Origin of the sequence: Paraburkholderia monticola (assembly GCF_001580545.1) — a bacterium.
In the GTDB taxonomy this organism is placed as follows: domain Bacteria; phylum Pseudomonadota; class Gammaproteobacteria; order Burkholderiales; family Burkholderiaceae; genus Paraburkholderia; species Paraburkholderia monticola.
Window position 1 is genome coordinate 763,303 of sequence record NZ_LRBG01000039.1, and the last position, 23,509, is coordinate 786,811.

The window sequence follows — 23,509 nt, forward strand, 5'->3', positions numbered from 1 at the left end:
GTCTCCTCGATCAGCTTGTGTGCCGGTCTTTACGCGGCCGGTTAGCGTTGCAACAGCGATTGAAAGTGGGTATAGACGCGCTCGGCGTCCGGCTCGAGGCCCGTGAAAATGCGCATGGCATCGACCGCCTGGTAGACCGCCATGCCGCCGCCGCTCAGCGTGCGGCAACCGAGGGCCTCGGCCGCCTGCAACAGCGCGGTGCGGATCGGGAAATAGACGATGTCGGCGACCCACAAGTCGCGGTGCAGCAATTCAACCGGCAGCGGCAGGCCAGGCAGTTTCGCCATGCCGGTCGGCGTCGCGTGAATCAGGCCTTGCGCGGCCGCCAGCGATTCACCAAGCGAGGTGCCGGCGCTGACCTTGGCTTTAGGGAAGCGCTGCTGCAGTTCGTCGGCGAGCGACTGCGCCCGGGCGGCATCGACGTCGAACAGCGTCAGCGACTGCGCGCCCATATTCAGCGCCGCGTGCGCGACCGCCGCGCCCGCGCCGCCCGCGCCGAGCTGCACGACGCGCTCCAGCGATACGTCCGGCAGGCCGCGCTGGAACGCGCGCGCGAAGCCGGACCAGTCGGTGTTATGGCCGATCCGCTTGCCGTCCTTGAACAGCACCGTGTTGACGGCGCCGAGCGCGCGGGCATCGTCGGACAATTCGTCGAGCAGCGGAATCACCGCCTGCTTGCACGGATAGGTGATGTTCAGGCCGTTGTAGCCCATCCGTTCGGCCGCCGTCAGCAATTCCGGCAGCGCGGTGGTGTCGAGCTTCTGCGCATCGAGATCGATCCGCCGATACACATAATGCAAACCGAGCTTGCTGCCCTCTTCCTCGTGCATCGCGGGCGTCAGCGAGCCGCCGATGCCCGAGCCGATCAGGCCGACCAGAAAGGAGTCGGGCGTGGCCCGCAGGCTCGCTTGCGCATTCGCCAACGCCGCGATCTGCGCGTCGGTCCGGGTATTTACTTGAGTGTTCATTTCGCCGCCCTATTCTTAAGAATCGTCGCCATCCGTTCCAGCGCGAGCACATAGCCCTGCGTGCCGCAGCCGATGATGATCGCGTCCGCTACCGCCGACACGTACGAGTGATGCCGGAATGCTTCGCGCCGATGCACGTTCGAGATGTGCACCTCGATGACGGGCTTCTCGATCGCCGTCAGCGCGTCGGCGATCGCGACCGAGGTGTGGGTGTACGCGGCCGGATTGATCACGATGCCGTCGACCTTGGTGCGGGCCGCGTGCAGCCAGTCGATCAGTTGATGCTCGGCGTTCGACTGGCAGAAGTCGATCGCGAGGCCGAGGCGCTCGCCCGCGTCGCGGCACAGCTTCGCCACGTCGTCGAGCGTTTCCGAGCCATAGAAGGCCGGCTCGCGCGTGCCGAGCAGATTGAGGTTCGGTCCGTTCAGGACCAGTACGGAGGCAAAGCTCATGACAACGACTCCCGCAAAATAAGGCGCGACTCGAACCGCGGCACTCGCGGCGGCTTTTCGACGCGTAGCGAAGTGTGCGCCGATCGGCCGTTTCCGTCATTCGGGGTTTCTACGAATTTGTACCATCTAGTTAGTTTGTATAGACTGTCGAAACTCCCGGCTAGTGTGGGGTATTCTGGTCTGCGTCTTGCTGCAGCGCGTAACGAAGTGGCTCATTTTGCGCATTGCAACAAGCCCTGCAAGCCGCGCCCACAGGCGCACCGCAGCGGTTTGTCTCGTCATTTTTCCGTCGTTTTGTCCGTTTTTGCAGGAGTCGTTCATGCAACGTTCGATTGCCACCGTGTCCATTAGCGGCACCCTCGTCGAGAAGCTGAGCGCGATCCGCGCGGCGGGCTTCGAAGGCGTCGAAATCTTCGAGAACGACCTGCTGTATTTCGACGGCTCGCCCGCCGACGTGCGCCGCATCGCCGAGGACCTCGGCCTGAAGATCATGCTGTTCCAGCCGTTTCGCGATTTCGACGGCGTCAGTCCCGAGCGGCTCGAGCGCAATCTCGACCGTGCGAAGCGTAAGTTCGACGTCATGCACGAACTCGGCACGGACCGCATCCTCGTATGCAGCAACGTGTCGCCGGACACGATCTGCGACGACTCACTGATGATCGACCAGCTCGGCGCGCTGGCGCGCGCCGCCGAGGCGGCCGGCGTGATCGCCGGGTACGAGGCGCTTGCATGGGGCAAGCACGTGAAAACCTACCGCCACGCGTGGAAGCTCGTCGACGCGGTGAACCATCCGAGCCTCGGGCTCGTGCTCGACAGCTTTCATACGCTGTCGCTGAACGACACGCCCGACGCGATCGCCGACATTCCGGGCGAGCGCATCGCGTTCGTGCAGATCGCGGACGCGCCGAAGCTCGCGATGGACGTGCTCGAGTGGAGCCGCCACTACCGCTGCTTTCCCGGCCAGGGCGACTTCGATCTCGCGAACTTCACCGCGCAGGTCGTCAAAGCCGGCTACAAGGGCCCGCTTTCGCTGGAAATCTTCAACGACGGCTTTCGCGCCGCCCCCACCACGATCACGGCGGCCGATGGCCATCGCTCGCTGCTGTTCCTCGAAGAGCAAACCCGCGCGCTGCTCGAAGCACAACAGCAGCCGCAGAAGACCACGAGCGACCTGTACCGCTCGCCCGCCGCGCCCGCGCACGTCGGCTATCAGTTCCTCGAATTCGCGGTCGATCACACGACCCGCGCGCAACTCGCCGACTGGCTCGGCAGGCTGCGCTTCCGCCAGGCCGGCGAGCACCGCTCGAAGGACGTGACGCTGTATCAGCACGGCGCGGCGTCGATCGTGCTGAACGCCGAGCCCGATTCGTTCGCCAACGCGTTTTTCCAGCAGCATGGTTTGTCGCTGTGCGCGTCGGCGTTTCGGGTCGATAACGCGAGCCATGCGTTCGAGCGCGCGGCCGGCTTCGGCTACGCGCCGTTCTCCGGCCAGATCGGGCCCAACGAGCGGGTGCTGCCCGCCGTGCAGGCCCCCGACAGCAGCCTCAACTATTTCGTCGACGAGACGCCGGATCAGCCCACGCTATTCGAAGCCGATTTCGTGCTCACCGACGTCAACGGACCTACCGAGGTAGGACCGCTCGAGCGCATCGACCACGTGTGTCTGTCGGTGCCGGCGAACGCGCTCGACACGTGGGTGCTGTTTCTGCGCACCGCGCTCGGCTTCCTGGCCGAACCGGGTGTGCTCGTGCCCGACCCGTACGGCCTCGTGCGCAGCCGCGCGCTGCGCAGCGCCGACGGCTCGGTGCGGATCGCATTGAACGCATCGGTGGATCGCCATACGGCGGTCGCCGAGGCGCTGCACACGTATCACGGCTCCGGCCTGAACCACGTTGCGTTCAGCACCGGCGACATCTTCAGCGCGATCCCCGAGTTCGTCGCGGACGGTGTGCCGATCCTGCGCATTCCACGCAATTACTACGACGACCTCGCGGCACGCTACGCGCTGTCCGACACGCTGCTCGAAGCCATGCGCGCGAACAATATCCTGTACGACCGCGACGAGCGCGGCGGCGAGTTTTTTCACGCTTACACGGAGCAACTCGACCAGCGCTTCTTCCTCGAGATCGTCGAGCGGCGCGGCGGCTATGACGGCTATGGCGCGGCCAATGCGGCGGTGCGGCTCGCCGCGCAGGCGCAGCGGCGCAAGTAAGGCGCACACACCGAGGTTCGACGGCGGCGTCTTTCGTGCGAAGTCGCCGCGTCGACACGAATCTCGTCTTTCCAGGCACGCGGACTGCGTCTCCGAACGGGGCAGGTTCGCCGGGTCGATATAATGGCGCCTGTTTTGCCGAATATCCGAATCAACGCCAGGAGAGATATGAAGAAGGTCGCTGCAGTCCTGTCCCTTTCGCTATTGCTCAGCGCTTGCGCGTATTTCCAGAAAGACCCGGATTCCGGCGAACCCGTCGCGGACACGACGACGCAGCGTTCCGTCGACGACGTGGTCGCCTGTCTGACGCAGCTGGCCAATCATCACAACGCCGCATTCAAGTCGACCACGATCCCGCAAGGTCAGATGCTCGACTTCGGCGACTCGAACATCGTCAAGGTACGCAGCGACAACGGCGCGACGACTTACCGTTTCTATGCGGGCAAGCGTCATGTAAGCAATCTGTGGATCGAATCGGCAGGCAAAACCTGCGCGCCATAAGGCTTGGTGGCGCGAAAAGGCGAGGTTCCGGGCGCCGCAATCTGCTCCATTGCAACGTTCATGTCACGGTGTTACAGGACAATAGAGTCTTAAGAATCGTTTAAGACTTCGTCCGCATGCTCCCCGGACATGTACACGCGAGGTGCGCTCCATGAACCAGCCCGAACCGAATACCAACGAAACACCGGCCAAGCGGCCCACGATCCTGCGCCGTCTGCTGAGCCATCACGAGCTCGCGACGCTGCTGCTGTTGCTGCACGCGCCGATCGATGCATCCGCGAAACCGGAAATTCCGCAGCTTTACGAAGCGGGTCTCGTCGAGACCGTTTCGAACGAGGCGGGTACGCCGCATATCCGTCTGACGTCCGAGGGCAATTCGGTGCTGCGAGGGCTTGGGGTCAAGTAACGCGTGACTGTCATCACGATGTGAGGCCGTGGTAACGATCGACGTTGCCATGGCCTTTTTCTTTGTCATGCAGCCTTCTTACGCCTGCCACACGCCATACCCCACCTCGCGCAACCCGATCGCCAATTCCACTTCCATATCCTGCGCGCCGCGGTAAGGCATCGGGTTGAACACCTCGTACAGTTCGGGCATCAGCCGCAAGCCGTAGTCGCGCACATAGCGATTCGCCTGAATCCCGGCTTTGTGCCGATCGAAGCGCAAGTCCGGGTCGAGCCCCGTCATGCCCACGTAGACGCAAGGCTTATCGAACCGATAGTCGGGATTCGCGCGACGAAAGCGCGCCTCGTTCCACACCTTGTCGTCGAGCGCGACGACGTACACGTAGTAGTGATGCGCGCGACCGGCCATGACACGTGCGACGCCGCTCAGTTGCGCAGCGTACCGTGCAGCAGCATCCGGTATTCGGTCGGCGTGACGCCGACGGTCGCCTTGAATTGCCGCGTGAACGCGCTGTGATCGGTGTAGCCGCAACGCGCGGCGACGTCGGTGACCTTGTCGTGCGATACCAGCAGTGCGGTCGCCGCATCGAGCCGCGTCTTCAGCAGCACCTGGCGCGGCGTCAGATGAAACACCTTGTGAAAATAGCGCTCCAGTTGCGCGACCGACATGTCCGCCATCGCCGCAAGCTGCTTCAGGTTCAGCGGTTGCACGTAGTTTTCCTGGATCGACTGCACGACGGCGGCGAGCCGGCTGTAGGCCGGATGGCTGCTTTCATCGGCTTTCAGATCGCGCGAGATGCCCGCGAGGCCGACCACCCTGCCGGTCGTATCGCGCAACGGCTGTTTGCAGGTCAGGCACCAGCCCGGCTGGCGCCCCGGATACAGATGCAATTCGAGCTGATCGAGCATCTGATTGCCGACGCGGATGACCGCCTGGTCCTGTGCGGTATAGATCCGCCCGAAGCGGCGCGGGAACACGTCTTCGGCGGTCTTGCCGAGCAGCGCCGCTTTTTCCTTGAAGCCGCAACGCGAAGCGAGCGTGCGGTTGACGAGCGCATAACGCGCTTCGGCGTCCTTCACGAAGAACACGACGTCCGGCATCGCGTCGAACACCGGCTCGAGCAACCTGAAATGCGCCAGCATGGCGGACAGCGTTGTTTCGTTCGGTTCGAGCGGATAAGCCAGCGTGTTCATCATGCGGGTTCCGTGGATGCCTGCCTGGTTGAATGCGTTGGGTCGCGTTTTGGTTGCGTTGGGTCGCGTTTGGGGATCGCTGCGCCGATGGGGCCGGAAAGCCTGCACCGGCGCTCGATTGCGATCGATTATAGAGCCGCGCGGCGCGCGCCGATATCTATCGGGAGGCAGCGCGGATTTCAGCCCACCCCCAGCCGCCGCAGTTGGTAGCCGCTCCTGTACACCGTCTGCAAGCGGAAGCCATTATGTGGCTCGATCTCGAGCAGCAGACGTAGCCGCGATACGTGACTGTCGATCGTCCGTGTAAATTCGCGCTGCTCGCGGCCCCACACCGCCGCGAAGATGTGGTCGCGCGACATCACGCGATCGAGGTTGGAAAAGAACAGCGCGGCGATCCGGTACTGCGTGGGCGACAACGGCACCGGCTCGCCATGCAGCGTGACCGCGTGGCGAACCGTGTCGAAACGATAGGGGCCGATCTCGAAGCAGGTCGCGGCGCTGAAGCGCTCCGGATACGCGCGCCGCAGCAGCGCTGCGACCCGCGCGCGAAACTCGGCGGCCCGCAGTGGCAACGCTAGGTAATCGTCGGCACCGCCGGCGAGCGCGCGCACCATGCTTTCCTCTGAGCCGTCGTTCGACACGAACATGATCGGCACGCGCTCGCCCGCTAGCCGGCGCACCGAGCACAACAGGTCCGTGCCGGCCGGCAGCGTATCCTGCCAGTCGAGCACCAGCAGATCCATCGTGGAGCGCGCGAGCGACCGCGACATCGCGAGGCCGTCCGCATAGACCTTGCAGAAATGGCCGGCTCTCACCAGAACATTTTCGATCGACTGACGCATGAGCGGATCATGCTGAAGAATGGCAACGCGCATGGGATGAACTCTCGACAAAGACACGCAGGTGATTCTCGGAGGCTCACCCCTGTCCCTCGCATCGGAGCATTCCGAATTTCCGCCGCGTTCGTCGATGCCACGGAGCGCAATGGCGGGGCGCCGTTTTTCATCCTGTAAAATCCGCGCCGGCCTCTGTCGTCAGCGCGGCCGCCCTATCCGGGCGGCGCGCCGGTGTCCCGTGCTCTACCCAGCGCCTGCCACACTTCTCGCCCGACGACCGCCGCATGTCCACGCATCCCTCGCGTGGCTCCCCATTCATCAAACGACATAGCAATGCAAGCGACAAATCTGGGTGGAGCGCAGGCTGTCACCCCCCGCCCGCTTGGGCACAGCGACTACAAGACGCTCGGTCTCGCCGCGCTCGGCGGCGCGCTCGAGTTCTACGACTTCATCATCTTCGTCTTCTTCGCCCCGGCGATCGGCCAGCTGTTCTTCCCGGCGGCCATGCCGGACTGGCTGCGTCAGGTGCAGACCTTCGGCATCTTCGCGGCCGGTTATCTGGCGCGGCCGCTCGGCGGCATCGTCATGGCGCACTTCGGCGACCTGTTCGGCCGCAAGCGCATGTTCACGCTGAGCGTGCTGCTGATGTCGGTGCCGACGCTGCTGATGGGCCTGATGCCCACCTATGCGAGCATCGGCGTGCTCGCGCCGGTGCTGCTGCTTCTGTTCCGCGTGATGCAGGGCGCGGCGGTCGGCGGCGAAGTGCCGGGCGCGTGGGTGTTCGTGTCCGAGCATGTGCCCGCGCGGCACGTCGGCTATGCCTGCGGCACGCTGACGGCCGGCCTCACGGCGGGCATTCTGCTCGGCTCGCTGATCGCGTCGGCGGTCAATCGCCATTTCACGCCGGCCGATATTTCCGCGTACGCGTGGCGTATTCCGTTCCTCGTCGGCGGCGTGTTCGGCATGTTCTCGGTTTATCTGCGCCGCTGGCTGCACGAGACGCCGGTGTTCGCCGAGCTCAAGCAGCGCAAGGCGATTGCCGCGGAAGTACCGCTCAAGGCGGTGCTGCGCGATCACGGCCGCGCGGTGATCGTTTCGATGCTGCTCACGTGGATGCTGTCGGCGGCGATCGTCGTCGTGATCCTGATGACGCCCACGCTGCTGCAAAAGCAATTCCACCTCGAGCCGGCCACCGCGCTGCTCGCGAACTGCGTCGCGACACTGTGCCTGACGATCGGCTGTGTGATGGCGGGCTCGATCGCGGGACGCGTGGGCCCGGGCCGCACGATTTTCGTCGGTGGGCTGGCGCTCGCGCTCACCTACTACGTGATGTTCCGCCAGTTGGCCGTCGATACGTCGATGCTGGTGCCGCTGTATGCGCTGGCCGGGCTTTTCGTCGGCGTGATCGGCGCGATTCCGCTCGTGATGGTCCGCGGCTTCCCGCCGGTGGTGCGCTTCTCGGGCATCTCGTTCTCGTACAACGTCGCGTATGCGGTGTTCGGCGGTCTGACGCCGATCGTCGTGTCGCTGATGATGAAGTCGAACCCGCTCGCCGCGCCGCTCTATGTCGCGACGATCTGCGTGCTCGGCGCGCTGACCACGTTGTTCATCAAGGACGCGCCGCGGGAGCGTTGATCCGCGGAGTGGCGGCGGTGCGACGGCTCCGGCACTGGAGGCGCCGTCGCCCGCGCTAGCCTGGGGCCGTTCAGGCACCGAAATTGCGAAACAGGGGGATGCTCGCTGCTTTCCGCGCTGAGTGCATGTCGCCCGTGCCGGCGCATCCATACTTCACGCCGCACCGAAACATCGCGCGTTGTAGTGAGTTCACGATGTCACCATGAACTCAACCACACCCTCCTTCTCCCCCGCCCTCGGCCGCGTTCTCGCGACCGTCAGCGTCGGCTTCGTGGTCACGCAACTCGATGTGACCATCGTCAACATCGCGCTGCCCCGGATCGGCGCGGACCTGCACGCGAACGTCGCCGGTCTGCAATGGGTCGTCGATGCGTACACGCTCCCGTTCGCGGTGCTGATGCTGTCCGCCGGCGCGCTCGGCGACCGCTTCGGCGCGCGACGCATGTACGCGTGCGGGATCGTGCTGTTCGCGCTCGCGTCGCTGGCCTGCGGGCTCGCGCTCGACGGCCCGATGCTGATCGCCGCGCGCGCGGTGCAAGGCATCGGCGCGGCCGCGATGCTGCCGAACTCGCTTGCGCTGCTGAACCAGTCGTTCGGCCACGAGCCGAAGCTGCGGGCCCGCGCGGTCGGCCTGTGGACCGCCTCCGGTGCGATTTCGATCGCGGCCGGCCCGGTGGCCGGCGGTCTCCTGATCGCCGCGTTCGGCTGGCGCAGCATTTTTCTCGTCAATCTGCCGATCTGCGCGGCCGGCCTGCTCGCGACGCTACTGTGGATCCCGCGCCCGCAAACCGCGCGGCGCGGCGCGCCGGCCGGCCCTCTCGGCAAGCCGGGCGCGCAGCCGCGTGGCATCGATCCCGGCGGTCAGTGTCTTGCGATCGTCGCGCTGACCGCGTTCGTCGCCGCGGTGATCGAATGGCGGCCGCTTGGGCTCGCGCATCCGCTCGTCGCCGGCGGCTTCGTGCTGGCGCTGCTGGCGGCGGGAGCGTTCGTGTTCGTCGAAGCGCGGGTCGCGCGCCCGATGCTGCCGCTGTCGCTGTTCGGCACGCGCACGTTCAGTGCGGCGGTGCTGTTCGGCATCTGCGTGAATCTGACGTACTACGGGCTAGTGTTCGTGCTGAGCCTCTACCTGCAGCGCGTGCGCGGCTACACGCCGTTGCAGGCGGGCCTCGCGTTCCTGCCGCTGACCGGCGGCTTCCTGATTTCGAACGTCGCGAGCGGCTGGGTGATCGGCCGCTTCGGGGTGCGCGTGCCGATGATCCTCGGCGCGATCACCGCGGGCCTCGGCTACGCGCTGCTGCATTTCGTCGACGCCGACACGCCGCTGATCGGCTTGCTGCTGCCGTTCCTGCTGATTCCGTCGGGCATGGGACTCGCGGTGCCGGCGATGACGACGGCGGTGCTCGCCTCGACCGAAGCGCGGCGCGCGGGCACGGCATCAGCGGTCTTGAACACGGCCCGCCAGGCGGGCGGCGCGGTGGGCGTGGCAGCGTTCGGTGCGCTGGCGAGCGGCGCCGCCGCGACGCAGATCGTGCAGGGGATGCGGGCGGCGACGGCTATTTCGGTGGGACTGCTGGTGCTGGGCCTCGTGCTCGCGTGTTGCGTGCATCCGGAGCCGCACGCGGCGGCATCGGACGCACGCGGCGCAAGCGCCGCGAGCAAGTGAGCGGTGTGGGTGACGAGAGACGCCTACAGCGACCCCTCCTGAATCGTGCCGGTATCGACGGCGCGCTCGATCAGACCTTCGCTGCGCGCCTTGGCGATCGCATCGGCGATCAGTTTCTCCGGGTCCTCGATCTCGGCCTTCAGCGTGCCGATGAAGCCGGACGCATCCAGCACCACCAGTGTCTTCGCCGAATCGGCGAGGCTGATGATCACGCGATGCGGCGTCGGTCCTTCGCCGAGACTGGCGCACAGTTGCGTGACTTTGCCACCGATCATCTGCTCGAAGTTCTGAATCATGATCTGCTCCCTTGATTGCCACGGATGGGTTCCGTGTGGAGTAGCAGGATGCGGGCCGCGCGGCCTGCGCGCGCCTTACAGCCCGCCGAGACCGCCGCGCGGCGCGCGCGCGTTGTCGATGCTCAGACGCCCGGCACCGGTGACGAACAGCAGCAAGAAACCGCCGGCGATACCGATGTTCTTCCAGAAATGGATCACCATGTCGTGCTGCATGGCCGGGTCGGTCGTATTCCAGAAGTCATGGCCGAGCACCGCCGTCGCAACCGTATACACCGCCATGATCAGCGCGAGCGGGCGCACCTTGAAGCCGACCACGAGCAGCAGGCCGCCGAGCACCTCGACTGCGGTCGCGATCGGCGCGGCGATCTGCACGAACGGCACGCCCTTCGAATGCAGGTAGCCGACGAAGCCCGCATAGCCCAGCAGTTTCATCACCCCGCTCCACAGGAACAACACGGAAAGCGCAAGACGGGCGATGAAAATAATGCCGTAATCGACGGGACGCGACATGGGGGACTCCGGAAATTGAATAAGCAGCAGACCCGAATGGGCGAGCGCAGTTCCCCGCCTCGCCCCTGAGCATATGTGCAACGGGGGCGATTTCCAAGCCCGCTCAGGCTGGCGGATACGTGGCGACCTCGATCAGGTTGCCGTCCGGATCGCGGCAATAGACCGATGTCATCTTGCCGCGCGCGCCTTCGCGCTCCACCGGCCCCGCCTCGATCGCGACGCCTTGCGCGAGCCAGTGCGCCTTGACGTCGTGCGGGCTCGCGGTGGTCACGAAGCACAGGTCGGCCGTACCCGGCACTGCCTCGCGCGAGGTGAACCAGGCGACGGTATCGGCCGATGCGGGACGCAGGTTGATCTTCTGATTGCCGTAGGTCATCGCCACGCGCGTGCCGGTGCGTGAGGCGAACTCGGTGCGTCGCATGCCGAGCATCCGCGCGTACCACGCCGCGCTCACTTCGACGTCGGCCACGTTCAGAACGAGATGATCGAGACTGTCTAGCTGGAAGCTCATGATTGTGTCGTGATGAATCCGCGGAAGTTGAAAGCGACTATGCGCGTGGCGCATCCGGCGCGAGCAGCACGCCCTTCGTGAACACGAAGCAACCGTAGCCGCGCTCCTCGCCCGTCGCGATCACGCAATACGCGCGGCGCGCACGCTCGTAAAACGCGAATCGCTCGATCGACACGAACGGCACCTCGCGCCCCTCGGCTGCATTGACCTCGGCTTGCGCCTCGCGCTGCACCACGGGAATCGCGTGCGGATCGCCGACCACTTCCATGCGCGACGCGGGATGCTCGATGAAGGTGTCGAGCGGCAGCACCGACAGCACCGCGCGGACCGCGCGCGGCGAACCGACGCCATCGAGGCGCAGCGGTCTACCGAGCACGGTGTCGCGGGCGACGGCGTCGGCCGGGAAGTTGGCGTCGCAGATCACGAGCTCGTCGCCGTGGCCCATCGAGCGCAGCGCGTGCAGGATATCGGCGTTCAGAAGCGGGTCGAGGTTTTTCAGCACGGAGTCTCCTGGTCGTTCGGGTGCGAACTTGCCGCGTGGGTGGGATGCGTGCATTGCGCAAAAGGATCGCGTGTCACGCGTGTGCCGTGCTCAGCCGCACGACGATCGATTGTAGCAAGCACGTCGCGCGGCTTGCGGCACGACGCTCGCGCCGCATTGCCAGCGCAGCCAGCCGACCACCGCGAGCACCACGAGCCCCGCGCCGCCGAGCACCGGCTCGCGCCACCCGAGCAGGGCGATGAACATGAACGCCCGCGCGCCGGCGAGCAGCGCAAAACCGGCGATCGCGCTCGATAACGCGTCGACAGCGGCAGCGATGCGCAGCAACGCGAGTTGGATTGCAGCAGGCGTGACAGCGGCGGGCTCATGCATGATCGTCTCCGGGAAAAACGTCTCAGGTGGCGGCGGGGGTTTCGTCGAGGAAACCGGTGACCGCTTGCAAGCGCCCATGCGCGTCCACCACGCCGAAGTCCGAGCCCTTGACGATGGCCTCGCCCGCGGGCGTTGTCAGGGCCCACGAGAACCGCAGGCGATTCGCGAAGCCGTCGACGTCGGTCGTGCGGCGAAACGTGTGATGCGGAAAACGCTCGTGCACCGCGCGGATCATCGCGTCGATGCCGGCGTGGCCCGTACCCGCGAGCAGCGGGTCGCGATAGTCGGCATCGGCGCTCCACGTGGCTTCGATCAACTCGCGACGGCGCGCGCCGTCGGTCTCGTTCCAGCTATCGAAATAACGATCGATCAAATCGGTATGCGCATTCATCTCAATCTCCTTGATTGGCAGCGTTGAGCACTTCGCGCCGCATACGCATCGCATGCGGCGGGCTCGGAGTGAAGATTGGAGGTTCGCGTGCATTGCGTCGATTACGCGGGAGGTAATCAAGCGGATACAGCGTCGGAATGGTCGCGGTCTATCTGCGTTTGGCCGCCGCCCGCGCGGGATGGGGGAGCGGCCGTAGCATGGAGGGAGGTGGCGCATCGCGCTCGGGGTCGGTCCGCCGGTCGGTGTGAATCGCGGAGATCGAGCGCAGCATTACCTCTCAGGTAATCGATTGCGTGCGCGCTTCGACTATGATCGGTGGCATGAACACACTCTCGATCGCACAATCGCCCCCGTCATCCCGGCCGACAGCCACTCGCACAGTCGGCGATCTGCTGCGCGAATGGCGGCAGCGGCGCCGCATGAGTCAGTTGCTGCTCGCCACGGAGGCCGATATTTCGACGCGCCATCTGAGCTTCGTCGAATCGGGCCGCGCGCTGCCGAGCCGGGAGATGGTCATGCATCTCGCCGAGCGGCTCGACGTGCCGTTGCGCGCACGCAATGCGCTGCTCGTCGCGGCCGGTTACGCGCCGCTGTTTCGTGAACGTCCGCTCTCCGACCCGCAGCTCGCCGCCGTGCGCGAAGCCGTCGAAATGGTGCTCAAGGGACACGAGCCCTACCCCGCTCTCGCGATCGACCGGCACTGGACCATCGTCGCGACCAACAATGCGCTCGCGCCGCTGTTGAGCGGCGCGAGTCCCGAACTGCTGAAGCCACCGGTCAACGCGTTGCGCCTGAGCCTGCATCCCCAAGGCATTGCGGCGTCGATCGTGAACTGGCATGCGTGGCGCGAGCATGTACTGGCCCGGCTGCAACGGCAGGTCGACGTCAGCGGCGACGATACGCTCCGCGCTCTGCGCGACGAACTGGCCGCCTATCCCGCGCCGGCGGATGCCGACGCCGCCACGCCCGACGATGCCAGCCTCAATCAGATCGCCGTGCCACTGAGGCTGCGCACGCCGCTTGGCGTGCTGTCGTTTTTCAGCACCACCACGGTGTTCGGCACGCCGGTGGACGTTACGCTGTCGGAACTCGCCATCGAGGCATTCTTTCCGGCCGATCAGCAAACCGCGGCCGCGCTGCGCGAGTTTGCCGAACGTCAGCGCGGCTAGCCGCGCGCGTTCACTGTCCGCCCAACACCCCTCGAACAAGGGATATGTCCGTCAACCTCGACAGCCTACTCATTCGCCAACTGGGTCCCGCCGACCGCGACGCCTATTTCCAGCTTCGTCTGCGTGGGCTGAAAGCGCACCCCGCATCGTTTGGACAAAGTTACGACGAGGCGCTCGCGAAAGGCGCGGCGCAGCACGACGCGACGCTGCAGGGTTCGGCGGCCGAAGGCACGTTCCTGCTCGGCGCGTACGCGTCGGCCGATGCGCCGCTGATCGGCGTCGTGGGACTACTGCGCTACAAATCCGACAAGGAGCGGCACAAGGCGAACGTGGTCGGCATGTATGTGGCGCACGAAGCGGCGGGCCGCGGCGTCGGGCGTGCGCTGCTCAGCGAGCTGTTGACGCGCGCGGCGCGCGTCGACGGTTTGCGGCAGGTGCAGTTGACCGTGGGGAGCCGCAACGACACGGCGCGCAAGCTGTATGAATCGCTGGGCTTTCGCAAATATGGATGCGAAGTCGGCGCGTTGTACGTCGACGGCGTGTTCCATGACGAGGATCTGATGGCGCGATTCCTGTCCTAGCCTCTCCGGACGATTGCCAACGGCACCCCGCTGCCCGTCTACGGCGCGCGCCTCGCCACGGGTTGTCATATCGGCACCTGTTTCAGCGCCATCGTGTCAGGCAGCCTGGACGACTGGTTTCGGCTCTAGCCCGTCGCGGCTTGCAGCGGCAACCGGTCGACACGCGCTGGCGGCCGCAGGTCGGCCTGGAAGGTGAACCCCATTCCTCGGAGCCGGTGCCAGTTCTGGCCTGACCGTTACGAATCCGACCCCAGTTGCATAGTTTGTAACTTAGGTTACATCTTTCCGTTCCCCCCGCTCCGGCCCCCGTGTCGTCCCTAAGACGAGTATTTATTACCGTCCATTGTTTGCTTTCTATTTGCTTTCTAATTCACAAAGCAAATTTTTAGACCGTCGATCAGAGCTCGTTACCTGCTCAGACAATTCAATGAAAGGCCCGTACTACAGGGGTTTCCATGGATAGATCGGAGTCTCGAAACGCTAAAAATCCACTTGGCATCATTCATTACAACGCCGTGAAAGTCTTACCGAAAATTGATGCATTTTTTCGAGATATTTTTGCGACAAGGGATTGATTTCCTTTTTTACCCTTCATACAATTCGTCCCAAGCTGTTACGAAATGTAACGTCTTGTATCAAATGTTCGCTGTCTGTATCAGGTAGCAACACGTAGCCGGAGGTCTCGTTTCCGGTGAGGCAGAAAAGACATAACGGCGCAAAGCCGACAGAGAAATTCGGGGCTTCGGAAACAGAGAAAATGGACCGTAGCAGCGAGACGCTGGATTCAATCCGCGAGATTAACTTGTCTTACATCATGCTCGCGCAACGCATGTTGCGCGAGGACAAACCGGTCGGCATGTTCCGGCTGGGACTGTCGTCGGAACTGGCTGATTTGCTTGCCGGGCTATCGCTCGCGCAAATCGTCAAGCTGGCCTCTTCCGATCAGCTCTTGTGCTTCTTCCGCTTCAACGACCACACGATGCTGTCGGCTTTGACCCAAACGGCCAAGCATGCCGCCGTTGCACCCACCCACACGGCGATCCTGCTGGCAGGCCAGCCCGCCGAGCAATTTGCCTGATCGAGGTGACTGCAATGCTCAAGCGAAGCCTGACCGAAGATGCACAGGAAGTGTTCCGCGCGATCGCGCTGATCGAACTCGGCGCCCGCATGCAGGTGCTCGAGAGCGAGCTGACGCTGTCACGCGACCGCATGATCCGCCTGTATCGCGAGGTCAAGGGCGTATCGCCGCCCAAGGGCATGCTGCCGTTCTCGGCGGACTGGTACATGACGTGGCTCGCGAACATTCACGCGTCGCTGTTCTACAACACGTATCTGTTCCTGAAGAACGAGGCGCGCTGCTCGCATCTGGATGCGCTGACCAAGGGATACCGGCTCTATCTCGAGCATTGCCAGCACAGCGAAACCGAACCGGTGCTCGACCTGACGCGCGCCTGGACGCTGGTGCGCTTCTTCGACGCCGACATCCTGCAACTGACGAAATGCTGCCGTTGCACCGGCAAGTTCGTCGCGCACAAGCACGACCTGCAGCACAACGTCGTGTGCGGCGCTTGCCAGCCGCCGTCGCGTGCCGGCAAGACGAAGAAGGCGGCTGCCGCCCGCCAGGAAGCGCTCAGCGCAGCGCAGGTCGCACAGGCCGCCTGACCGATCGATCCGCCCGGCGCCACCCGGCGCCAAACCCGATTCAATCCGAAGCTCATATGAGTCCGCGCAGTGAACGAACTGCGCGGATTTTTTTCGCCTGCGCGTCGGACCAGCGGGCGAACCGAATCCTCTCAGGTGTACAGGGAAACCTCCGGCAAGGTCCCGCTGAGCGCGTAGCGGCCGACGTCGCGCACGCGGTAGTCGAGCGGATCGTGAAGCGTATGCACGCGCGCATTGCGCCAGAAGCGGTCGAGCGCGAGCGGCGCATGCGTCGCGCGGGCGCCGCATGCGTCGAAGAGCTTTTCGCCGATATCGAGCGCCGCCCGATGCGCGACGATCTTCGCCTCCGATGTCGCGAGCGCGACGCGCGCACGGGTCTCGGCATCGAGCGTCGCGCGTCGTTGCCACGCGTCGTCGAGCGCGTCGGCGGCGCGCGCGGCCAGCGCCGCAGCGCTGACCGTCTGTATATGCATTTCGCCGAAGCGCTGGATCAGGTAGGGATCGTCGGTCGCTTTGGCAACGCCGGACGCGATCCACGGCCGGCCATGTTCGTGCACGTACGCTCGCGCTTCTTCGAGCGCACCCTGCGCGATACCGACGAACAGATTGGTCAGCACCTGTTGCGAGATCAGCGTGCGCAGGCTCGCGTGCGGGGTGTCGGGCCGCTCGAGCACTTCATGCGGCTGCACCCTGACCCGCGCGAACGACACGCTACCGCTGTCGGTTTGCCGCTGGCCAATCGGGTCCCAGTCGTCGTGCACGGTGATGCCTTCGCGCGTGGTCGGAACGGCAGCGAAGACGGGCTTGCCGGTCGCTGGATAGTGCGCGGACACGATCATCATCTGCGAGCCGCGCGTGCCGGAGCAGAAACCTTTCTGGCCGTCGAGCAGGTAGCCGCCATCGTGCGTTGCGGTTGCCGTCAGGCGCGTGTCGAGTGGATTGACCGCATTGCCCCACCACCAGCGATGCTCGACGGTACCGCGCAAATACTGCTCGCGTTGTCGAGGATTGCCCCATAGGTCGATGCTGACCACCTGCAGGCAAGTGAAGCCGACCAGATGCGCGAGCGCGCTATCGACCCGCGCGAGTTCGCGCACCACGCCGTAGATCTCGGACCAGCGCGTGCCGGCGCCGCCGAATTCGCGCGGCACGGCGAGCGTCAGCAGGCCCGCGTCGGCGATCCACTGCTTCTCCTGCGCGGCGTGGCCGCCTTCGCGATCGCGTTGCGCGGCGCTCGCGCGCAATGCGGCGAGCAGTGTGGTGAGATCGCGGGCGGGACGCGGGTGCCCCTGCTCGCGAATCTGCTCGATGCCGTCATGCATGAAAGTCACTGGCTTGCCTTGGGATCATCGTTGGCTGGATCGGACGATGATAAGGAGCCCCGCACAAGGGGTCTACGAAGCGATTTGCACAAGTAAAGCGCCAAAAGCGATTTGCGCGAAAAAACGCCGGGCGGCGCTTGCGCGCGGCCCGGCGTGGGTGATGCGATCGATAAAACGCCTGCTAACAGGCTTGGGGATTCAGCGCTTCGCGACCTGTTGCTGCGCTGAGACGGATGCGGCCGCTGCCGTGGAGCCGGCGGCACCTTCCGGCGCCGACACCGCCCCCACCGCCGTATCGCCCGCCGTCACCTCGCCCCAACCGCCACCGAGCGCACGAATCAGATTTACCGTCGCGACCGCCTGCGTCCCCGCCAGATGGCTCGCCTGCAATTGCGACTGCAACACCTGCCGCTCCGCATCGATCACGTCGAGATAGCTGACCGCGCCCTCCGTGTACTGCGTGCTCGACAGATGCTCGGCGCGCTGCGAGGCGTTGACCGCGTCGTTCTGCTCGCGCATCTGATCGTCGAGCAAGCGCAGATCGGCAAGGTTGTCCTCGACTTCCCGGAACGCCACGAGTACCTGTTGACGATACTGCGCGACGTCCTCGTCGTACTTCGACCGTGCCTGCGCGAGATTGGCCTTGAGTTGACCGCCGTGGAAGATCGGCACCGTCAGCGCCGTGCCCGCAAACGGACCGAGGATGAACGCTCGGCTCGACCACATGAACAGATCGCCGAGCGTCGCCGATTCAAAGCCGAACGCGCCGGTGATGTCGAGCTTCGGGAAGAACGCCGACTTGGCGAGCCCGACGCGCGCGTTCGCTGCCTGCATCGCGCGCTCGGCCGCGGCGATGTCCGGCCGGCGTTCGAGCAGCGCCGACGGCAACCCCGACGGCACGCGCACCGTCACCGGCGCGAGCGGCGCTTCCGCGAACGAGAAATCGGCGGGCGGCTTGCCGAGCAGAATCGCGAGACTATGCTCCGAGGCCGCTCGCTGGCGCGCGACGCCGACCGCGTCGGCACGCGCGCTCGCGAGCTCGTTACGCGAGCGCGACAGATCCAGTTCGCTGATATCGCCTTCCCTGAAGCGTCGCTCGACCAGCTTCAGCGTGTCCTCGCGCAACGCGACGGTGCGTCGATACAGATCCTGGTCCGTGTCGAGCTCGCGCAACTGGAAGTAGTTCTGCGCCACATCGGCCTGCAACGACAACTGCACCGAGCGGAACAGCGCTTCGCTCTGCTGCTCGTCCGAACGCGCTGCGTTCACGTTCGAGCTGACCCGCCCGAACAGATCCGCTTCATACGACGCGCCGACCTGCGCGCGCCAGATCGTGCCCGTCGTGCCGCCCGCGCTGTCCGGCAGGAATTGCGACGCCGCCGACGCGCGCTCGCGCGTCGGGCCGAAGCCCGCGTCGAGCTTCGGGAACCAGTCGGACTTCGCGGACTGGGTCACCGCGCGTGCCTGCTGCACGCGCGCGGCCGCGGCCTTCAGGTCCTGGTTCGCGGCGGCGGCCTGCTCTTCGAGCGCGTCGAGCTGCGGGTCGCCGAACACCTTCCACCATTCACCACGCAGCACATCGTCGGCGGGCTGGGCCGGTTTCCACGTGCCGTTGTTTTCCGCCGATGCAGCCGAACCCGTCGCCACGCCCGACGCCGCCGAAGCCGGCGTCGCTACCGCCGGCGCTTCCTTGAACGCCGCCGGCGTTTCGACGTCGGGCCGCTTATAGGTGGGCTCGACCGAGCAGGCGGCAAGGAGCGCGATCAGCAAACCGCTCGCGGCCGCGCGGCCCCATCCGCGCAAAGAGTCAAAGCGAGATTCAAACCGTTTCATTGTTGTTTTCTCCTCAGGCGTCCGTAACCGCTGCGCCATAGCGCGGCGAATCCTTCTGCGCGACGTGGATCGTCCCACCCGCGAGCGAACGCAGCACCACATAAAACACCGGCGTCAGCATCAGGCCGAACAGCGTGACGCCGAGCATGCCGAAGAACACCGCGACGCCCATCGCGTGACGCATCTCCGAGCCCGCGCCGCTCGATACCACCAGCGGCACGACGCCCATGATGAAGGCGATCGACGTCATCAGAATCGGCCGCAGACGCAGACGGCTCGCCTCGATTGCCGCCTGCAGCGGCGTGCGTCCGTCGTGTTCGAGCTCGCGTGCGAACTCGACGATCAGAATCGCGTTCTTCGCCGACAAGCCCACCAGCACCATCAAACCGATCTGCGTGAAGATGTTGTTGTCGCCACCCGTGAGCCACACGCCGGTCAGCGCGGACAGCACGCTCATCGGCACGATCAGGATCACCGCGAGCGGCAGCGTCAGGCTTTCATACAACGCGGCGAGCACGAGGAACACGAGCAGCACGCTGATCGGGAACACCCACATACCCGCATTGCCGGCGAGGATCTGCTGATACGTGAGGTCGGTCCATTCGAGCTTCACGCCGTGCGGCAGCACCTCGGCGGCCACGCGTTCGGCCGCGGCCTGCGCCTGTCCCGACGAGAAGCCAGGGGCCGGGCCGCCGTTGATGTCGGCCGCCGTGTAGCCGTTGTAGCGCACCACCATCTCCGGTCCGTACGTCGGCGTCACCGTGACGAGCGACGACAACGGCACCATCTCGCCCGCCGCGTTACGCGTCTTCAGTTGCAGGATGTCGTCGGCGCGTTGACGGAACGGTGCATCCGCCTGCACGCGCACCTGGTACACGCGGCCGAAGCGGTTGAAGTCGTTCACATACAGCGAGCCCAGATAGATCTGCATCGTGTCGAACACGTCGGTGACCGGCACGCCGAGCTGCTTCGCCTTCACGCGATCGAGATCGACGTTCAGTTGCGGCACGTTGATCTGATAGCTCGAGAAGGTCGGCCCGAGTTCAGGCGTTTGCGCGGCGCGCTTCACGAAGGCTTCGGCAGCCTTGTTCAGTTCCGCGTAACCGACCGCGCCGTGATCTTCGAGCTGCATCTTGAAGCCGCCGAGCGTACCGAGCCCGAGCACCGGCGGCGGCGGGAACACCGCGACGAACGAGTCCTTGATCGCGCCGTACTGCTGATTCAACGCACCGGCGATCGCGCCTGCCGACAGCTTCTTGTTGCCGCGCTCCTTGAAAGGCTTCAGCGTGACGAACACGATGCCCGCGCTCGAACTATTCGTGAAGCCGTTCACCGACAAACCGGGGAACGCCACCGCGCTTTCCACACCCGGCTGCTTCAGGGCGATCGCGCTCATATCGCGGATCACCTTCTCGGTGCGATCGAGCGACGCGCCGTTCGGCAACTGCGCGAACGCGATCAGATACTCCTTGTCCTGAGCAGGCACGAAGCCGCCCGGCACGATCCGCGCCATCAGAACGGTGGCGCCGAGGAGGATCGCGTACACCGCGAGCATCGCGCCCTTGCGGCGCAGCACGCCGGTCACGCCGCGGCCATAGGCTTCCGACCCGCGATGAAAGACCTTGTTGAATTGCCTGAAGAAGCCGCCGAGCACGCGGTTCATCACGCGCGTAAGCCAGTCTTCCTTCTCCCCGTGGCTGCGCAGCAGCAGCGCGGACAACGCCGGCGACAGCGTCAGCGAATTGAACGCCGAGATCACCGTCGAGATCGCGATGGTCATCGCAAACTGCTTGTAGAACTGGCCCGTCAGGCCGGTCATGAACGCGAGCGGCACGAACACGGCGACGAGCGTGAGCGCAATCGCGATGATCGGCCCGCTCACTTCGCGCATCGCCTTGTAGGTCGCGTCGCGCGCACTGAGCCCGCTTTCGATGTTGCGCTCGACGTTCTCCACCACGACGATCGCATCGTCGACCACGATACCGATCGCGAGCACCATGCCGAATAGCGACAACGCGTTGATCGAAAAGCCGAACGCGAGCAGCAGCGAGAACGTGCCGACGATCGACACCGGCACCGCGATCAACGGAATGATCGAAGCGCGCCACGTCTGCAGGAATACGATCACGACGATCACGACCAGCGCGATGGCTTCAAGCAGCGTATGGATGACCGCCTCGATACTCGAGCGCACGAACTGCGTCGGGTCGTAGACGATCCGGTATTCGACGCCAGCCGGCATATCGACGGCCAGTTCCTTCATCGCCGCGCGCACCTGCTCGGAGATCGCGAGCGAGTTCGCGCCGGGCGCCTGATTGATCGCGAGCGCCACCGCCGGCTTGTTGTCGAGCAGCGAACGCAGGCCATATTCCGAGGCCGCGAGCTCGACCCGCGCGATGTCGCGCAGATAGGTCACGCCGCCATCCGGCGCGGTCTTCACGATGATGTCGCCGAATTCGCCTTCGGTCCTCAAACGGCCACGCGCATTGACCGACAACTGCAACTGCGTGCCCGGCACCGACGGCGACGCGCCGATCACACCGGCCGCGACCTGGATGTTCTGCTCGCGAATCGCGTTCACGACTTCAGTCGCGGTCAGCCCGCGTTGTGCCACCTTCTGCGGATCGAGCCAGATCCGCATCGCGTAGTCGCCCGAGCCCCACAGCTGCACCTCGCCGACGCCCTGAATCCGCGCGAGCCGATCCTTCACGTTCAGCAGCGCGTAATTGCGCAGGTACGTCATGTCGTAGCGATCGTTCGGCGAGATCAGGTGCACGACCATCGTCAGCGTCGGCGAACTCTTGATCGTCGTCACGCCGAGCCGCTGCACGTCTTCCGGCAGACGCGGCAGCGCCTGATTGACGCGGTTCTGCACGAGCTGCGTCGCGAGGTCCGGATTGGTGCCGAGCTTGAACGTGACGGTCAGCGTCAGATTGCCGTCGCTATTCGCCTGCGACTGCATGTACAACATGTTCTCGACGCCGTTGATCTGCTCTTCGAGCGGCGCGGCGACCGCCTCGGCGATCACTTTCGGATTCGCGCCCGGATACTGCGCGTGCACCACCACCGAAGGCGGCACCACTTCCGGGTACTCGGAGATGGGCAGCTTGAACAGCGAGATGATGCCCCCGAGCAGGATCAATACCGATAGCACGCCTGCGAAGATCGGGCGATCGATGAAGAATTTGGATATGTTCATTGGAAGCTCTTAACTTGGACCATGCGGTTGCGGCATGCGGCTCACGAATTGCCCTTCGCGGCGGCGTCAGCCTTGGCGCGCGACTGTGCGAGCGATGCGTTGTTCGGGTCGTCGTCGGTCGTCATCGGCACCATGTGCGCGCGCACCGTATCGCCGGGTCGCACGCGCTGGATGCCGTTGACCACGATGCGGTCACCGGGCTTCAAACCGTCTTTGACCACGCGCAGATTGCCTTGCATCGAACCGGTCGAGATCTCGCGATAGACGACGTGGTTGGCCTGGTCGACGACCAGCACGAACTTCTTGTCCTGGTCGGTGCCGACCGCGGCATCGTCGATCAACAGCGCCGGATGCGGGGCGCTGCCGCCCACCTTGACGCGCGCGTAGAGGCCCGGAATCAGTGCACCGTCGGCGTTGTCGAACTTCGCGCGCACCCGGATGGTGCCCGAGGACGTATCGAGCCGGTTGTCGACCGACTCGATCGTGCCGCTGCGCGAGTAGCCCGATTCATCGGCGAGGCCCAGCTCGACCGGCACCTTGTCGCCGTCCTTCGCGCGGCTCAGGTATTGCAGGTAGGTCTGCTCGTCCGCGTCGAACGATGCGTAGATCGGCGACACCGACACGAGCGTCGTCAGCGGCGTCGAGCTCGCGCCCGCCGACACGACGTTGCCGACCGTGATCTCCGCGCGCGACACGCGGCCCGACACCGGCGCGACGATCTTCGTGTAGCCGAGATTGATGCGCGCGGTTTCGAGCGCGGCTTGCGCGGCCTTCAGGTTCGCGCTCGCCTCGCGCGCGGCGTTCTGCTTCTCGTCGTAGTCGCGTTTGGCGATCGCGTTGTCGACGATCAGCCGTTGCGCGCGTTCCCAGTCGCTCTGTGTGTAACCGGTGCGCGCCTGCGCTGCCGCGAGCTGCGCTTCGGCGCGATCGACTTCGGCCGCATACGGACGCGGGTCGATCACGAACAGCGTGTCGCCCTGCTTGACGAGCGAGCCGTCCTTGAAGTTGACCGACACGATCGTGCCTGGCACCTGCGAACGCACGTCCACTTTCTGGACGGCTTCGAGACGGCCCGAATAGGACTGCCAGTCGGTGATCGTCTTCTGCACGACGGTCGCCACATCCACTTCAGGCACGATGGTCGGCGCGGCCGGCGAGCTCGCATCCACGCGGATCGCGCCGAACGTGCCGAGCCCGGCAAGCACGACGACGACCACGGCGGCGAGAGCCACGCGGCGGCGGGAAAGAGGAAGGATAGTCATGTGTAGCTCCAGGTATCGTTGATTGAAGTTCTG

General features: G+C 65.1%; 24 protein-coding genes. 9 read left to right on the plus strand and 15 right to left on the minus strand.

Translation table 11 applies throughout. The features are described from left to right. Nucleotides 1-41: 41 nt before the first annotated feature. Nucleotides 42-968: a shikimate dehydrogenase gene (locus CI15_RS34565; protein WP_062138126.1), complete on the minus strand. Its 927-nt coding sequence runs from the start codon at nt 966-968 to the stop codon at nt 42-44. Beyond that, nucleotides 965-1,420: a type II 3-dehydroquinate dehydratase gene (aroQ, locus tag CI15_RS34570; protein ID WP_062138129.1), complete on the minus strand. Its 456-nt coding sequence runs from the start codon at nt 1,418-1,420 to the stop codon at nt 965-967. Before aroQ ends, CI15_RS34565 begins: the two co-directional genes overlap by 4 nt. A 319-nt stretch (nt 1,421-1,739) precedes the next feature. On the opposite strand from aroQ, the gene CI15_RS34575 reads away from it, so the two are divergent. From CI15_RS34575 to CI15_RS34585, 3 genes are all read left to right on the plus strand, one after another. After that, complete coding sequence (locus CI15_RS34575; protein WP_062138130.1) at nt 1,740-3,632, plus strand: bifunctional sugar phosphate isomerase/epimerase/4-hydroxyphenylpyruvate dioxygenase family protein; 1,893 nt, start codon at nt 1,740-1,742, stop codon at nt 3,630-3,632. A 168-nt stretch (nt 3,633-3,800) separates the two neighbouring features. Then, complete coding sequence (locus CI15_RS34580; protein WP_062138131.1) at nt 3,801-4,133, plus strand: hypothetical protein; 333 nt, start codon at nt 3,801-3,803, stop codon at nt 4,131-4,133. A gap of 151 nt (nt 4,134-4,284) precedes the next feature. After that, entirely contained in the window at nt 4,285-4,539 is a 255-nt protein-coding gene (locus CI15_RS34585; RefSeq protein WP_062138133.1) for a hypothetical protein, read from the plus strand. 78 nt (nt 4,540-4,617) lie between these two features. Here the strand turns inward: CI15_RS34585 and CI15_RS34590 are convergent, their stop codons facing one another. The 3 genes from CI15_RS34590 to CI15_RS34600 form a co-directional block, all read right to left on the minus strand. After that, nucleotides 4,618-4,947, minus strand: a complete 330-nt coding sequence (locus CI15_RS34590) for a hypothetical protein (protein WP_062138135.1) — start codon at nt 4,945-4,947, stop codon at nt 4,618-4,620. 17 nt (nt 4,948-4,964) lie between these two features. Further along, nucleotides 4,965-5,732 (minus strand): AraC family transcriptional regulator, encoded by a 768-nt coding sequence (locus CI15_RS34595; protein WP_062138428.1) that lies wholly within the window; start codon nt 5,730-5,732, stop codon nt 4,965-4,967. Between the two features lie 179 nt (nt 5,733-5,911). Beyond that, nucleotides 5,912-6,607: a response regulator transcription factor gene (locus CI15_RS34600; protein ID WP_062138137.1), complete on the minus strand. Its 696-nt coding sequence runs from the start codon at nt 6,605-6,607 to the stop codon at nt 5,912-5,914. A gap of 294 nt (nt 6,608-6,901) precedes the next feature. Here CI15_RS34600 and CI15_RS34605 point away from each other — a divergent pair, with 294 nt between their 5' ends. Both CI15_RS34605 and CI15_RS34610 read left to right on the plus strand, forming a co-directional pair. Then, the gene (locus CI15_RS34605) at nt 6,902-8,203 is read left to right on the plus strand and encodes an MFS transporter (protein ID WP_062138139.1); all 1,302 of its coding nucleotides are present in this window, start codon (nt 6,902-6,904) and stop codon (nt 8,201-8,203) included. Between the two features lie 202 nt (nt 8,204-8,405). After that, the gene (locus tag CI15_RS34610; RefSeq protein ID WP_062138141.1) at nt 8,406-9,866 is read left to right on the plus strand and encodes an MFS transporter; all 1,461 of its coding nucleotides are present in this window, start codon (nt 8,406-8,408) and stop codon (nt 9,864-9,866) included. 23 nt (nt 9,867-9,889) lie between these two features. Here CI15_RS34610 and CI15_RS34615 read toward each other — a convergent pair whose 3' ends face one another. The 6 genes from CI15_RS34615 to CI15_RS34640 form a co-directional block, all read right to left on the minus strand. Continuing rightward, entirely contained in the window at nt 9,890-10,162 is a 273-nt protein-coding gene (locus tag CI15_RS34615) for a hypothetical protein (RefSeq protein ID WP_062138143.1), read from the minus strand. 75 nt (nt 10,163-10,237) lie between these two features. Continuing rightward, a complete protein-coding gene (locus CI15_RS34620; protein ID WP_062138145.1) occupies nt 10,238-10,672 on the minus strand; it encodes a DoxX family protein in 435 nt (144 codons plus the stop codon). 103 nt (nt 10,673-10,775) lie between these two features. Beyond that, complete coding sequence (locus CI15_RS34625; RefSeq protein ID WP_062138430.1) at nt 10,776-11,183, minus strand: VOC family protein; 408 nt, start codon at nt 11,181-11,183, stop codon at nt 10,776-10,778. Nucleotides 11,184-11,220: 37 nt separating this feature from the next. Next, nucleotides 11,221-11,685, minus strand: coding sequence for an RbsD/FucU family protein (locus tag CI15_RS34630; protein WP_062138147.1), 465 nt, complete (start codon nt 11,683-11,685; stop codon nt 11,221-11,223). A gap of 90 nt (nt 11,686-11,775) precedes the next feature. Further along, nucleotides 11,776-12,057: a hypothetical protein gene (locus CI15_RS34635; RefSeq protein WP_062138149.1), complete on the minus strand. Its 282-nt coding sequence runs from the start codon at nt 12,055-12,057 to the stop codon at nt 11,776-11,778. Between the two features lie 22 nt (nt 12,058-12,079). Then, nucleotides 12,080-12,448, minus strand: coding sequence for a nuclear transport factor 2 family protein (locus CI15_RS34640; protein ID WP_062138151.1), 369 nt, complete (start codon nt 12,446-12,448; stop codon nt 12,080-12,082). A gap of 320 nt (nt 12,449-12,768) precedes the next feature. Here CI15_RS34640 and CI15_RS34645 point away from each other — a divergent pair, with 320 nt between their 5' ends. From CI15_RS34645 to flhC, 4 genes are all read left to right on the plus strand, one after another. Further along, nucleotides 12,769-13,617 (plus strand): helix-turn-helix domain-containing protein, encoded by an 849-nt coding sequence (locus CI15_RS34645; protein WP_075643843.1) that lies wholly within the window; start codon nt 12,769-12,771, stop codon nt 13,615-13,617. Between the two features lie 44 nt (nt 13,618-13,661). Continuing rightward, on the plus strand, nt 13,662-14,198 hold the full coding sequence (locus tag CI15_RS34650; protein ID WP_062138153.1) for a GNAT family N-acetyltransferase: 537 nt from the start codon (nt 13,662-13,664) through the stop codon (nt 14,196-14,198). A gap of 757 nt (nt 14,199-14,955) precedes the next feature. Next, nucleotides 14,956-15,276: a flagellar transcriptional regulator FlhD gene (gene flhD, locus CI15_RS34655; protein WP_062138155.1), complete on the plus strand. Its 321-nt coding sequence runs from the start codon at nt 14,956-14,958 to the stop codon at nt 15,274-15,276. 14 nt (nt 15,277-15,290) lie between these two features. Then, nucleotides 15,291-15,860 carry a flagellar transcriptional regulator FlhC gene (flhC, locus tag CI15_RS34660; RefSeq protein WP_062138157.1) on the plus strand — a complete coding sequence of 190 codons (570 nt, stop codon included), beginning with the start codon at nt 15,291-15,293 and terminating at the stop codon, nt 15,858-15,860. Nucleotides 15,861-15,991: 131 nt separating this feature from the next. Here flhC and CI15_RS34665 read toward each other — a convergent pair whose 3' ends face one another. The 4 genes from CI15_RS34665 to CI15_RS34680 form a co-directional block, all read right to left on the minus strand. After that, entirely contained in the window at nt 15,992-17,182 is a 1,191-nt protein-coding gene (locus CI15_RS34665) for an acyl-CoA dehydrogenase family protein (protein WP_062138159.1), read from the minus strand. A 198-nt stretch (nt 17,183-17,380) separates the two neighbouring features. Next, the gene (locus CI15_RS34670; protein ID WP_062138161.1) at nt 17,381-19,015 is read right to left on the minus strand and encodes an efflux transporter outer membrane subunit; all 1,635 of its coding nucleotides are present in this window, start codon (nt 19,013-19,015) and stop codon (nt 17,381-17,383) included. 13 nt (nt 19,016-19,028) lie between these two features. Next, nucleotides 19,029-22,214 carry an efflux RND transporter permease subunit gene (locus CI15_RS34675; RefSeq protein ID WP_062138163.1) on the minus strand — a complete coding sequence of 1,062 codons (3,186 nt, stop codon included), beginning with the start codon at nt 22,212-22,214 and terminating at the stop codon, nt 19,029-19,031. Nucleotides 22,215-22,255: 41 nt separating this feature from the next. Then, nucleotides 22,256-23,476, minus strand: a complete 1,221-nt coding sequence (locus tag CI15_RS34680; protein WP_062138165.1) for an efflux RND transporter periplasmic adaptor subunit — start codon at nt 23,474-23,476, stop codon at nt 22,256-22,258. Between the last annotated feature and the right edge of the window lie 33 nt (nt 23,477-23,509).

Excerpts from the sequence above, each read along its gene's own strand:
- CI15_RS34565 (WP_062138126.1), bottom strand. The coding sequence starts at position 968 with ATGAACACTCAAGTAAATACCCGGACCGACGCGCAGATCGCGGCGTTG.
- aroQ (WP_062138129.1), bottom strand. The coding sequence starts at position 1,420 with ATGAGCTTTGCCTCCGTACTGGTCCTGAACGGACCGAACCTCAATCTG.
- CI15_RS34575 (WP_062138130.1), top strand. The coding sequence starts at position 1,740 with ATGCAACGTTCGATTGCCACCGTGTCCATTAGCGGCACCCTCGTCGAG.
- CI15_RS34580 (WP_062138131.1), top strand. The coding sequence starts at position 3,801 with ATGAAGAAGGTCGCTGCAGTCCTGTCCCTTTCGCTATTGCTCAGCGCT.
- CI15_RS34585 (WP_062138133.1), top strand. The coding sequence starts at position 4,285 with ATGAACCAGCCCGAACCGAATACCAACGAAACACCGGCCAAGCGGCCC.
- CI15_RS34590 (WP_062138135.1), bottom strand. The coding sequence starts at position 4,947 with ATGGCCGGTCGCGCGCATCACTACTACGTGTACGTCGTCGCGCTCGAC.
- CI15_RS34595 (WP_062138428.1), bottom strand. The coding sequence starts at position 5,732 with ATGAACACGCTGGCTTATCCGCTCGAACCGAACGAAACAACGCTGTCC.
- CI15_RS34600 (WP_062138137.1), bottom strand. The coding sequence starts at position 6,607 with ATGCGCGTTGCCATTCTTCAGCATGATCCGCTCATGCGTCAGTCGATC.
- CI15_RS34605 (WP_062138139.1), top strand. The coding sequence starts at position 6,902 with ATGCAAGCGACAAATCTGGGTGGAGCGCAGGCTGTCACCCCCCGCCCG.
- CI15_RS34610 (WP_062138141.1), top strand. The coding sequence starts at position 8,406 with ATGAACTCAACCACACCCTCCTTCTCCCCCGCCCTCGGCCGCGTTCTC.
- CI15_RS34615 (WP_062138143.1), bottom strand. The coding sequence starts at position 10,162 with ATGATTCAGAACTTCGAGCAGATGATCGGTGGCAAAGTCACGCAACTG.
- CI15_RS34620 (WP_062138145.1), bottom strand. The coding sequence starts at position 10,672 with ATGTCGCGTCCCGTCGATTACGGCATTATTTTCATCGCCCGTCTTGCG.
- CI15_RS34625 (WP_062138430.1), bottom strand. The coding sequence starts at position 11,183 with ATGAGCTTCCAGCTAGACAGTCTCGATCATCTCGTTCTGAACGTGGCC.
- CI15_RS34635 (WP_062138149.1), bottom strand. The coding sequence starts at position 12,057 with ATGCATGAGCCCGCCGCTGTCACGCCTGCTGCAATCCAACTCGCGTTG.
- CI15_RS34640 (WP_062138151.1), bottom strand. The coding sequence starts at position 12,448 with ATGAATGCGCATACCGATTTGATCGATCGTTATTTCGATAGCTGGAAC.
- CI15_RS34645 (WP_075643843.1), top strand. The coding sequence starts at position 12,769 with ATGAACACACTCTCGATCGCACAATCGCCCCCGTCATCCCGGCCGACA.
- CI15_RS34650 (WP_062138153.1), top strand. The coding sequence starts at position 13,662 with ATGTCCGTCAACCTCGACAGCCTACTCATTCGCCAACTGGGTCCCGCC.
- flhD (WP_062138155.1), top strand. The coding sequence starts at position 14,956 with ATGGACCGTAGCAGCGAGACGCTGGATTCAATCCGCGAGATTAACTTG.
- flhC (WP_062138157.1), top strand. The coding sequence starts at position 15,291 with ATGCTCAAGCGAAGCCTGACCGAAGATGCACAGGAAGTGTTCCGCGCG.
- CI15_RS34665 (WP_062138159.1), bottom strand. The coding sequence starts at position 17,182 with ATGCATGACGGCATCGAGCAGATTCGCGAGCAGGGGCACCCGCGTCCC.
- CI15_RS34670 (WP_062138161.1), bottom strand. The coding sequence starts at position 19,015 with ATGAAACGGTTTGAATCTCGCTTTGACTCTTTGCGCGGATGGGGCCGC.
- CI15_RS34675 (WP_062138163.1), bottom strand. The coding sequence starts at position 22,214 with ATGAACATATCCAAATTCTTCATCGATCGCCCGATCTTCGCAGGCGTG.
- CI15_RS34680 (WP_062138165.1), bottom strand. The coding sequence starts at position 23,476 with ATGACTATCCTTCCTCTTTCCCGCCGCCGCGTGGCTCTCGCCGCCGTG.